Here is a 12438-nt window from a genome sequence, read left to right as displayed (position 1 = left end):
GGCCACCGAGTGGCCCGCCTCGGCCGAGTCCCGGCCGCGCCGCGCCGCCGTCTCCTCCTTCGGCATCAGCGGCACCAACGCCCACGTCATCCTGGAGGAGGCGCCCGCGAGCCCCGACGAGCCGGCCGCGGCGCCCGGCGACGACACCACGTCCGGACCGCTGCCGTGGCTGCTCTCCGCGCGCGGCGACGCCGCCCTGCGCGGCCAGGCCAAGGCGCTCCTGGCCCACCTCGACGCCCACCCGCACACCGACCCCGCCGCCATCGCGCACTCCCTGCTGACCCGCCGGGCGCTGCTGGAGAAGCGTGCCGTCGTCATCGGCACCGCCCCCGGCGACTTCCGCGCCGGGCTGGCCGCCCTCGCCGACGGCGCCCCCTCGGCGCACGTCGTCAGCGGCGACTTCCGCGCCGGGCTGGCCGCCCTCGCCCCGCACGTCGACTGGTCCCTCACCGACGTACTGCGGCAGGCCGAAGGCGCCCCCACCTTCGACCGGGTCGACGTCGTCCAGCCCGCCACCTGGGCCGTGATGGTCTCCCTCGCGGCGCTGTGGCGGGCCCACGGGCTCAAGCCCGCCGCCGTCCTCGGCCACTCCCAGGGCGAGATCGCCGCCGCGGCCGTCAGCGGCGCCCTCTCCCTCGCCGACGCCGCCGAGATCGTCGCCGTCCGCAGCCTCGCCATCGCCCGCGAACTCTCCGGACACGGCGGCATGGTCGCGGTCACCGCCCCGCACGACGAGGTCACGGCCCTCCTCGCCGACCTGCCCGGCGTCTCCGTCGCCGCCGTCAACGGCCCCGCGTCCGTGGTGGTCTCCGGCGACCCCGACGGCCTGGACACCCTCCTCGCCACCTGCGAGGCGCAGGGCGTCCGCGCCCGCCGCATCCCCGTCGACTACGCCTCCCACTCCGCACACGTCGACCGGCTCGCCGAGAGCCTGCCCACCGCCCTCGCCGGCGTCGAACCCCGCGAGGGCGACATCCCGTTCTTCTCCACCGTCACCGCCGACTGGCTCCCCGGCACCGCGCTCGACGCCCCCTACTGGCACCGCAACCTGCGCTCCACCGTCCGCCTGGAGGACTCCCTGCGGGCCCTGCTCGACCAGGGCCACGACGTGTTCGTCGAGTGCGCGCCGCACCCGGTGCTCACCGTCGGCATCGAGGACACCGCCGCCGCGACCGGGACCGAAGCCGTCGTCCTCGGCTCGCTGCGCCGCGACGACGGCGGCACCGCCCGCGTCCTGACGGCCCTCGCCGCCGCCCACGTGGCGGGCCTCCCCGTCGACTGGAGCCCCGTCGTCGCCCACGGCCGCCCCGTCGATCTGCCCACCTACGCCTTCCAGCGCGAGCGGTACTGGCTGGAGGCGACCGACGCGCAGGCCGACCCGGCGGGACTCGACTCCGTCGTCCGGCTCGCCTCCGGCGGAGCCGTCCTGACCGGTCTCCTCAGCCTCGACACGCAGCCCTGGCTGGACGCCCACCGCGTCCACGGCACCGTCGTCGTACCCACCACCGCCCTCCTGGACTGGGCGGTCAGGGCCGGTGACGAGACCGGCCTCCCGGTCGTCGCCGCCCTCGACGAACACCTCCCGATCGCCGTCCCCGACGACGGCGCCGTCGTCGGGGACGGCGATCGGGAGGTGTTCGTCGAGGGCGGCGACGACGAGGGCGGGATGGGGGGTGTCGCCGGAGTCGAGGGCCGCGGTGAGGTCGGCCAGGTCGCGGTGGACGCGGACGGTGACGCCCGCCCTCTCCAGGGCGGCGCTCCCGGACGCCTCAGCGCCGCCCTGGAGAGGGCGGGCGTCACCGTCCGCGTCCACCGCGACCTGGCCGACCTCACCGCGGCCCTCGACTCCGGCGACACCCCCCATCCCGCCCTCGTCGTCGCCGCCCACAGCCACGCCACCGACGACGTCACCGGCGCCACCACCGACCACGACACCGTCACCGCCGCGCACACCTCGGCGCGCCGGGCCCTCGCCCTTGCCACCGACTGGCTGCGCGCACCCCGTTTCGCCGCCACCCGGCTTCTGCTGCTGACCGAGGGCGCTGTCGCCACCGGCCCGGACGACACCGTCCCCGGCCTCGCCGACGCCACTGCCTGGGGTCTGCTGCGCTCCGCGCAGACCGAACACCCCGGCCGCTTCCTGCTCGCGGACAGCGACGGACACGACAGCTCCACCACGGCCCTCGCGCACGCCGTCACCGTCGCCGAGCACACCGGCGAGAACCAGTTCGCCGTCCGCACCGGGACCGTCACCGTGCCGCGCCTGGTCCGCGCCGACCACCCCGACAGCGCCCCTGCATCCGTCACCACCGCGCCCTGGGGCGACGGCACGGGCGCGGGAACCGTCCTCGTCACCGGCGGCACCGGCGTCCTCGGCACCCTCGTCGCCCGCCATCTCGTCACCCGGCACGGCGTCCGCCGGCTGCTGCTCACCGGCCGCCGCGGCCCCGACGCCCCCGGCGCCGGCGCCCTGCGCGACGAACTCGCCGCCCTCGGCGCCGAGACCGAGATCGTCGCCTGCGACACCGCCGACCGCGACCAGGTCGCCCGGGTCCTGGCCGCCGTACCCGCCGAACACCCCCTGACCGCTGTCGTCCACGCGGCCGGAGTCCTCGACGACGGCCTCCTCGACACCCTCACCCCGGAACGCCTCACCACGGTCCTGCGCCCCAAGACCGACGGCGCCTGGCACCTGCACCACCTCACCCGCGACCTCAAGCTCAGCGCGTTCGTGATGTTCTCCTCCTACGCCGGGATCGCAGGCGGGCCCGGACAGGCCAACTACGCGGCGGCCAACGCCTTCCTCGACGCCCTCGCCGAGCACCGGCGGGCCCGCGGCCTCACCGCGCACTCCCTCGCCTGGGGCTTCTGGGAGGACCGCAGCGCACTGACCGGTGCACTCGACGACGCCGACCTCGCCCGCCTGGAACGCTCCGGCATCCGCCCCCTCACCGCCGACCAGGGCCTCGGCCTCCTCGACGCCGCGACGCTCCTGGACACCGCCCAACTGGTCCCCGTACGCCTCGACACCCGCGCCCTGCGCGCCGACGAGGCGCCCCCGCTGCTGCGCGCCCTCGCCCGCCCGGCCGCCCGTCGCACCGCCGCGGCCCCCGTCACCGGTGCAGCCGCTCCGGCCGACTTCCGGGCCCGGCTCGCCGAGCTCGACGGCCCCCAGCGGCAGACACTCCTGCGCCGCACCGTCCTCGCCCACCTCGCCGCCGTGCTCGGCCACGCCTCCGCCGACTCCCTCGACGCGGACCGCGGCTTCCTCGACCTCGGGATGTCCTCGCTGACCGCCGTCGAACTGCGCAACCGCCTCAACGCCGAGACCGGACTGACCCTCCCCAGCACCCTGATCTTCGACCACCCGGACCCCGCCGCCCTGGTCCAGCACCTGAGCACCGAACTCGGCACCGAAGCCGAGGAACCGGACCGGGCCGTCTTCGCCGAACTGGCCGTCCTGGAAGCCGCCGTGGGCGGCGCCGACCTCGACGACCAGGACCGCGTCCGGCTCGCCCAACGCCTCAAGGCCCTGCAGTGGAAGCTCGACGCCACCCAGGACACCGACGAGGACGCCGCCGACCTCGACACCTCCACGGACGACGAAATGTTCGACCTCATCGACAACGAACTCGGGCTCGCCTAGCCGCCGTCTCCGCCGACGCGCCCGCACCGCGCGTCGGCGGACACAGCTCCCGCCCCAGGTCCGGCCGAACGCGTCCTTCTCGAACTCAGAGGAACCACCCCATGGCAAGCTCCGAAGCCAAGCTCCGCGACTACCTCAAGAAGGTCACCGCCGATCTGCGCCGCACCCGGCAGCGGCTGGAGTCGGTCGAGGCACGGGACGGCGAGCCCATCGCCGTCATCGGCATGGCCTGCCGCTTCCCCGGCGGGGTCCGTTCCCCCGAGGACCTGTGGCGCCTGGTCGCCGAGGGCACCGACGCCGTCGGCCCGCTCCCCGCGGACCGCAGCTGGGACCTGGACGGCCTCTACGACCCGGACCCCGGCACCTCCGGCAAGAGCTACGTCCAAGAGGGCGGATTCCTGCACGACGCCGCCGACCTCGACACCTCCACGGACGACGAAATGTTCGACCTCATCGACAACGAACTCGGGCTCGCCTAGCCGCCGTCTCCGCCGACGCGCGGTGCGGGCCAGGGAGCCGTAGTTGGTGTCGGCGCCGCCGACGAAGACGCCGGTGTCGGTGTTGCGGAGCGCCGCGGGGCTGATCCGGGCGCGTTCGACGGCCTCCCAGGCGGTCTCCAGAATGAGGCGCTGCTGGGGGTCCATCGCGAGGGCCTCGCGAGGGGAGATGCCGAAGAAGTCGGCGTCGAAGTCGGCGGCGTCGTGCAGGAATCCGCCCTCTTGGACGTAGCTCTTGCCGGAGGTGCCGGGGTCCGGGTCGTAGAGGCCGTCCAGGTCCCAGCTGCGGTCCGCGGGGAGCGGGCCGACGGCGTCGGTGCCCTCGGCGACCAGGCGCCACAGGTCCTCGGGGGAACGGACCCCGCCGGAGTCCGCGGCTCCCGTACCGGCATGTTCGTCGGCGCCATGCCCCAGGACTACCGGGTCGGCCCCGAGGACGACGTCCAGGGCTTCCAGCTCACCGGCAACGCGACCAGCATCCTGTCCGGGCGGCTCTCCTACTTCTTCGGCGCCGTCGGCCCAGCCGTCACCGTCGACACCGCCTGTTCCTCCTCCCTCGTCGCCCTGCACCTCGCCGCACAGTCCCTGCGCGCGGGGGAGTGCTCGCTGGCGCTCGCCGCGGGCGTCACCGTGATGGCGAGCCCCACGACCTTCGTCGAGTTCGCCCGGCAGGGCGGCCTCGCGGGCGACGGCCGCTGCAAGTCCTTCGCCGACGGGGCCGACGGCACCGGCTGGTCCGAAGGCGTCGGCGTCCTCGCTCTGGAGAGGCTCTCCGACGCGCGCCGCAACGGGCACCACATCCTCGCGGTCGTGCGCGGCTCCGCCGTCAACCAGGACGGCGCCAGCAGCCGCCTCACCGCCCCCAACGGCCCCGCGCAGCGCCGCGTCATCGAAGCCGCACTGGCCGACGCCCGCCTCACCGCCGACCAGGTCGACGCCGTCGAGGCGCACGGCACCGGCACCACTCTCGGCGACCCCATCGAGGCCCAGGCCCTCCTCGCCACCTACGGCCAGAACCGCCCCGAGGGCAGCCCGCTGCACCTCGGCGGCATCAAGTCGAACATCGGCCACGCGCAGGCCGCGGCCGGTGTCGCCGGCGTCATCAAGATGGTGATGGCCATCCGCCACGGACTGCTGCCCGCCACCCTCCACGTCGACAGCCCCTCCTCCCGCGTCGACTGGACGGCCGGCTCCGTCGCCCTCCTCACCGAGGCCACCGACTGGCCCGACACCGACCGCCCCCGCCGTGCGGGCGTCTCCGCCTTCGGCATCAGCGGCACCAACGCCCACGTCCTGCTCGAACAGGCCACCGAGGCGACCACGGAGAAGACCGACGCACCCGAGGCCCCCGACGACGAGAGGCCCGCCACCGTTCCGGCCGCGCTCGTCGAACCGGCTGTCATCCCCTGGCCGCTCTCCGCACGTTCCGCCACCGCCCTGCGCGACCAGGCCGCCCGCCTCGGCGCCCGCCTCACGACCACCCCGCCCCCGCGCCCTGTCGACATCGCGCTCTCCCTCGCCACCAGCCGCGCACCCTTCCCGCACCGCGCGGTCGTCCTGGCCACCGATCCGGAGACCACCGCCGCCGCCCTGGCCGCCCTCGGCGCCGCCGAACCCCACCCCGCCGTCGTCGAGGACACCGTCCGTACCGGCGGTACGGCGTTCCTCTTCTCGGGTCAGGGTTCGCAACGTCTGGGTATGGGCCGTGAGTTGTATGTGCGTTTCCCGGTGTTCGCGGAGTCGTTCGATGCGGTGTGTGCGGGTCTTGACGCGCATCTGGAGCGCTCGCTGCGTGAGGTGGTGTGGGGTGAGGACGCCGAGGTCCTGAACTGGACGGAGTTTGCGCAGGCGGGTCTGTTCGCCGTTGAGGTGGCTCTGTTCCGTCTGGTGGAGTCGTGGGGTGTGCGGCCGGAGTTCGTGGCCGGTCACTCGATCGGTGAGGTGGCTGCGGCGCATGTCGCGGGAGTCTTCTCCCTGCCCGACGCCTGCGCTCTGGTCGCCGCTCGTGGTCGTCTGATGCAGGCGCTTCCGGACGGGGGCGCGATGTGGGCGGTCGAGGCGACGGAGTCCGAGGTGCTTCCGCACCTGGAGTCGGTTGAAGGCGTGTCGGTGGCTGCGGTCAACGGGCCTTCGTCCGTGGTGGTTTCGGGTGTGGCGGCGTCTGTTGAGGCGGTTGCCGGGCACTTCCGTGAGCAGGGTCGGCGGGTCAGTGCGTTGCGTGTCTCGCATGCTTTCCACTCGCCGTTGATGGACCCGATGCTGGAGGCGTTCCGCGAGGTCGTCGAGGGTCTGTCGTTCGGGGAGCCGCGTCTGCCGGTGGTTTCGAATGTGACCGGTCGTCTCGCCGAGGCCGGCGAACTGACCGTCCCCGCGTACTGGGTGACCCATGTCCGGGAGGCGGTCCGTTTCCACGACGGGATCACCGCGCTCGTCGAGCAAGGTGTCGCCCGTTTCCTGGAGTTGGGCCCCGACGGCGTTCTCAGTGGAATGGCGCGCACCAGTGCGGGCCAGGACAGTGACGCCGCCTTCGTGCCGTTGCTGCGCAAGGACCGTGACGAGGAGACCACCGCCCTCGCCGCCCTCGCCCGGCTCCACGCCACCGGACTCGCCGTCGACTGGGCCGGCTTCTTCGCTGCTGCCGGCGCTCGCGCCGTCGACCTGCCGACCTACGCCTTCCAGCGCGAGCGCTACTGGCCGGCCGTCACCGCCCCGACCGCGGCGGACCCGAGGTCGGCCGGCGTCGATGCGGCGGACCATCCGTTGCTCGGTGCGGTGGTGACGCTGCCGGATTCCGGTGGTGTGGTGCTGACCGGTCGTCTGTCGGTGGAGGCGCAGCCCTGGCTCGCCGATCACGTGGTGCTCGGCCGGGTGCTGCTGCCCGGCGCGGGCCTGGTGGAACTGGCCCTCGCCGCCGCCGACGCGGCGGGCTGCGCAACCCTTGAGGAACTGACCCTCGCCGCCCCTGTGGTGCTGCCCGAGGACGGCGGCCTCCAGGTCCGTGTCGTCGCGGGCCCGCAGCTCGACGAGCGTCGGACGTTCGCGATCTACTCCCGCGCCGAGGGCGAGGCGGACGCGCCGTGGACGACTCATGCGTCCGGTTTCCTGGCGGAGGGTGTGGTTGCTGCGGGGTTCGAGTTGGCGCAGTGGCCTCCGGCGGGTGCGGAGGTGCTGCCGGTGGAGGATGCGTATGAGGTGTTCGGTGACCGTGGTTACGGTTATGGGCCGGTCTTCCAGGGGCTGAAGGCAGCGTGGCTGAGGGGCGGGGAGCTCTTCGCCGAGGTGTCGTTGCCGGAGTCGGAGTCGCAGGAGGCGGGCCGGTTCGGTCTGCACCCCGCGCTCCTGGACGCCGCCATGCACGCCGGCATTCTGAACGATGTCGACGGTGACACCGTCGTCCCGTTCGCCTGGAACAACGTCTCCCTGCACGCCGTCGGCGCCACCGCCGTCCGCGTCCGCGTCGGGAAGCTCGACGGCAACGCGGTCTCTCTCTCCGTCGCCGACGTCACCGGAGCTCCGGTCCTGACCGTCGGCTCCCTCGCGAGTCGACCGGTCTCGGCCGAACAGCTCGGCGCCGCGTCCGGTACCGCGGGTGCGTTGTACGGGATTGAGTGGGTGTCGGTGGCTGCTGGTGTTGCGGGTGTGCCGGTGTGGGCTGAGTGGTCGGAGGTGGTGGAGTCCGGTGGTGTGGTGCCGGGTGTGGTGGTGTTGCGTGTGGTGCCGGGTGTCGGGGTGGATGTGCCGGTGGGTGTGCGTGCGGTGTTGGACGGTGTGCTTGGTGTGGTGCGTTCGTGGCTGGCTGATGAGCGGTTCGCCGCGTCGCGTTTGGTGGTGGTGACGCGTGGTGTGGCGCTTGTTGCGCCTGTTGGTGGTGCGGGTGATGTGGTGCAGGCTCCGGTGTGGGGTGCGCTGCGTGCCGCGTGTGCCGAGAACCCGGGCCGTTTCGCCGTCGTGGATCTGGAAGCTGCTGCGGACGGTTCCGTGGATGGTTTGGATCTGGCTTTGGCGGCTGTGGTGTCGGGTGAGTCGGAGGTTGTGGTGCGTGGGGGAGAGGTGTTGGTGCCGAGGTTGGCGCGTTTGCCCGAGGCCGAGGGTGTTGTTCCTGCGCTGGATGGTGACGGGGCGGTGCTGATCACGGGTGGTACGGGTGGTTTGGGTGCGGTAGTGGCTCGGTATCTGGTTGCCGAGCGAGGCGTACGTGATCTCGTTCTGACCTCCCGCCGGGGCCTGGACGCCCCGGGGGCCCACCAACTGGTCTCTGAGCTGGTCGAGTTGGGTGCCGCGGTGGAGGTGCGGGCCTGTGACGTCTCCGATCGGGACGCTGTGCAGGGTCTGGTGGGCTCACTGGTGGCGGGTCGTGGTCTGCTTGCGGTGGTGCATGCGGCGGGTGTGGGGGACAACGGCCTGATCGGTGACCTGTCGTCTGAGCGTTTTGATGGGGTGTTGGGGCCGAAGGCGGATGCGGCGTGGTGGTTGCACGAGGCGACGGCTGGGCTGGATTTGGCGGCGTTTGTGTTGTTCTCGTCGGCTGGTGGTTTGGTGTTGACGGCGGGGCAGGGCAGTTACGCGGCGGCGAACGTGTTCTTGGATGCGTTGGCTGCGCGTCGTCGTGCTGAGGGTTTGGTGGCGACGTCGATGGCGTTCGGTTTCTGGGATGTGGGTGCGGGGTTGGGTCAGTATTTGTCGGAGGTGGATCGGCGTCGGATGGCTTCGCAGGGTTTGCCGGTGCTGTCCCACGATGCGGGTCTGGCGCTGTTCGCCGCCGGTCTGGACCGGCCAGAGGCCACGGTCGTTCCGTTGCGGGTCGACACCGCTGCCCTGCGCACCCGGGCCGACGAGACCCCGGCCCTGTTGCGGGGTCTGGTTCCGGCACGGCGTGTGTCTGCCGCTCTCGCGTCGGCTTCGGCTGATGGTTCGTCCTCGCCGGGTGCCCGTCTTGCGGGGCTTTCCGGCGCGGAGCGGCATCGTGCGGTGCTGCATCTGGTGCGGTCGCAGGTCGCCGCCGTACTCGGGCACGGTTCCGCGGAGGCGATCGGTGCGGAGCGGGCTTTCCAGGAGCTCGGGTTCGACTCCCTGGCCGCGACCGAGCTGCGCAACCACCTCAACTCCCAGACAGGGCTGCGACTCCCCGCCACCCTCGTCTTCGACCACCCCAACGCCCTCGCCGTCACCGAGCACATCACCTCCCGCCTCGCCGGCGAGACCGTGCGGACGGCTGAACCGGTACGGGTCGGTGCGGGTGACCGCATCGACGACGAGCCCATCGCGATCGTCGGCATGGCGTGCCGCTACCCGGGCGGGGTGACCACCCCCGAGGAGCTGTGGCGGCTGCTCGAGGACGGTGTCGACACCGTCTCCGACCTGCCGGGCGACCGGGGCTGGGACATCGAGAACCTCTACGACCCGGAGCCGGGCAAGGAGGGCAAGAGCTACACGCGGCGCGGAAGCTTCCTGCACGACGCGGCCCAGTTCGACCCCGGGTTCTTCGGCATCTCGCCGCGCGAGGCCCTCTACATGGACCCGCAGCAGCGCATGCTGCTGGAGACCTCGTGGGAGGCGCTGGAGCGGGCCGGCATCGACCCGGCGACCCTCCGGGGCAGCCGGACCGGTGTCTTCGCGGGCGTCATGTACCACGACTACGCGCTGAACGTGTCGCCCTCCGGCACCGCCGGCGGCAGCGTGGTCTCCGGGCGGCTCTCCTACACCTACGGCTGGGAGGGCCCGGCCGTCACCGTGGACACGGCCTGCTCCTCCTCCCTGGTCGCCCTGCACCTCGCGGTGCAGGCCCTGCGTTCGGGGGAGTGCTCTCTCGCGGTAGCCGGTGGCGCCACCGTCATGTCGACGCCCGGCATGTTCGTCGAGTTCAGCCGCCAGCGCGGACTGTCGGTCGACGGCCGCTGCAAGGCGTTCGCGGGCGCGGCGGACGGCGTCGGCTGGTCCGAGGGCGTCGGCGTGCTCCTCGTCGAGCGGCTGTCGGACGCCGTGCGCAACGGGCACCGGGTGCTCGCCGTCGTCAAGGGCACGGCCGTCAACCAGGACGGAGCCTCCAACGGCTTCACCGCACCCAACGGCCCCTCTCAGCAGCGCGTGATCCGCCAGGCCCTCCAGGGCGCCGGGCTCGCCGCCTCCGAGGTGGACGTCGTCGAGGCGCACGGTACGGGTACGACGCTGGGTGATCCGATCGAGGCGCAGGCGCTGCTGGCCACCTACGGCCAGGACCGCCCCGAGGACCGTCCGCTGCTGCTGGGCTCCATCAAGTCCAACATCGGCCACGCGCAGGCCGCCGCCGGTGTCGCGGGCGTCATCAAGATGGTCATGGCGATGGAGCACGGCACCGTGCCGCGCACTCTGCACGTCGACCGCCCGTCGCCGCACGTCGACTGGACCGAGGGCCGCGCCGAACTGGTCACCGAGGAACGGCCGTGGCCGATCACCGGGCAGCCGCGCCGGGCGAGCGTCTCGGCGTTCGGCCTCAGCGGAACCAACGCGCACGTCGTCCTGGAGCAGGGGCCCGCCCCGGCCGCCGAGGAGACGGACGCCCCGACCGGTGACCGCGCTCCCGCCGTACTGCCGTGGACCGTTGCCGGCGCCACCCCCGAGGCCCTCCGCGCCCAGGCCGCCCGCCTGGCCGAGGACCTGGAGCGGCGCCCCGACGCGGACCCGCTGGACATCGCGTACGCGCTGGCCACCTCCCGTACCGCGCTCGAATCCCGGGCGACGGTGCTGGGGGCCGACCGGGCGGAATTGCTCACCGGGCTCCGCGCCCTCGCCAGCGGCGAGGACGCCCCCGGCGTCGTGTCGGGCACCGCGCGGTCCGTCGGCACGACCGCCTTCCTCTTCACCGGGCAGGGCGCGCAGCGTCTCGGCATGGGCCGCGAACTGCACGCCGGACACCCGGTGTTCGCCGAGGCGTTCGACGCGGTGTGCGCGGCGCTCGACGAGCACCTCGACCGTCCGCTGCGCGAGGTCGTCTGGGGCGAGGACGCCGAGACACTGGACCGGACCGTCTACGCGCAGGCCGCCCTGTTCGCCTTCGAGGTGGCCCTCCACCGGCTGCTCGGGGCCTGGGGCGTGACCCCCGACCTCGTTGCCGGGCACTCCATCGGCGAGATCGCCGCGGCGCATGTCGCCGGGGTGTTCTCGCTGGCGGACGCCTGCGCTCTGGTCGCGGCTCGCGGCCGTCTGATGCAGGCGCTCCCGACAGGGGGTTCGATGACGGCGATCGAGGCTACGGAGTCCGAGGTGCTGCCGCACCTGGACTCGGTCGAGGACGTGTCGGTGGCTGCGGTCAACGGGCCTTCGTCCGTGGTGATTTCGGGTGTGGCGGCGTCCGTCGAGGCGGTCGTCGGGCACTTCCGTGAGCAGGGCCGGCGGGTCAGTGCGCTGCGCGTCTCGCACGCCTTCCACTCGTCGTTGATGGACCCGATGCTGGACGAGTTCCGCGAGATCGCGGCACGGCTCTCCTACCGCGAGCCGCGACTGCCCGTCGTCTCCAACGTGACCGGCAGGATCGCCCGCGACGGTGAACTCAGCACCGCCGACTACTGGGTCGACCACGTCCGCGCGGCCGTCCGCTTCGCCGACGGCGTCGGCGCCCTGCGCGACGCGGGCGTGGACCGCTGCGTCGAGATCGGCCCCGAGGCGGTACTGACCGGTATGGCCCGCACCTGCCTCGACGGCGACCGGGACGGCGACGGCGGCACCGAGATGCTGCTGGTAGCGGCCGCCCGCAAGGGCCGCGCCGAGACCGACGCCCTCCTCACCGCCCTGGCCCGACTGCACACCGCCGGCCTCGCCGTCGACTGGGCCGGCTTCTTCACCGGTACCGGCGCTCGCGCCGTCGACCTGCCGACCTACGCCTTCCAGCGCGAGCGCTACTGGCTCACCGCCACCGACGGCGCCCCCGCCGCGAGCAGCGCCGGTGTGGATGCGGCGGACCATCCGTTGCTGGGTGCGGTGGTGACGCTGCCGGATTCCGGTGGTGTGGTGCTGACCGGTCGTCTGTCGGTGGAGTCGCAGCCCTGGCTCGCCGACCACGTGGTCCTCGGCCGGGTGCTGCTGCCCGGCGCCGTCCTCGTCGAACTGGCCCTCGCGGCAGGCGAGTCGGCGCACTGCCCGACCCTCGACGAACTGACCCTCGCCGGGCCGCTGGTGCTGCCCGAGCGGGGCGGCGTCCAGGTCCGGGTCGTCGTCGGCCCCCGCGACGCGGACCGCCGTACGGTCGCCGTCTACTCCCGGCCCGAAGGCACCGAGCAGGACTGGACGATCCATGCGTCCGGTTTCCTGGCGGAGGGTGTG

The 12438-nt window shown here is 73.3% G+C and carries 2 protein-coding genes and 2 pseudogenes; 3 read left to right on the top strand and 1 reads right to left on the bottom strand.

Annotation, left to right across the window (positions count from 1 at the left end):
* Positions 1-3646, top strand: a 3646-nt coding sequence (locus tag JGS22_RS25580; RefSeq protein ID WP_216815180.1) for an SDR family NAD(P)-dependent oxidoreductase, incomplete at its 5' end; no start/stop codon positions are given.
* Between the two features lie 101 nt (positions 3647-3747).
* A pseudogene (locus tag JGS22_RS25575) lies at positions 3748-4068 on the top strand (beta-ketoacyl synthase N-terminal-like domain-containing protein); the annotation flags it as partial.
* Positions 4069-4194: 126 nt separating this feature from the next.
* Here JGS22_RS25575 and JGS22_RS25570 read toward each other — a convergent pair.
* A pseudogene (locus JGS22_RS25570) lies at positions 4195-4476 on the bottom strand (beta-ketoacyl synthase N-terminal-like domain-containing protein); the annotation flags it as partial.
* Between JGS22_RS25570 and JGS22_RS25565 the strand changes: the two are divergent.
* On the top strand, positions 4366-12438 hold an 8073-nt coding region (locus tag JGS22_RS25565), incomplete at its 3' end, for a type I polyketide synthase (protein WP_236074457.1). The pseudogene JGS22_RS25570 and the gene JGS22_RS25565 sit on opposite strands and share 111 nt — an antisense overlap.

The organism is Streptomyces tardus, assembly GCF_018101125.2.
GTDB lineage: Bacteria > Actinomycetota > Actinomycetes > Streptomycetales > Streptomycetaceae > Streptomyces > Streptomyces tardus.
This window is presented reverse-complemented; position numbering and strand designations above follow the sequence as displayed.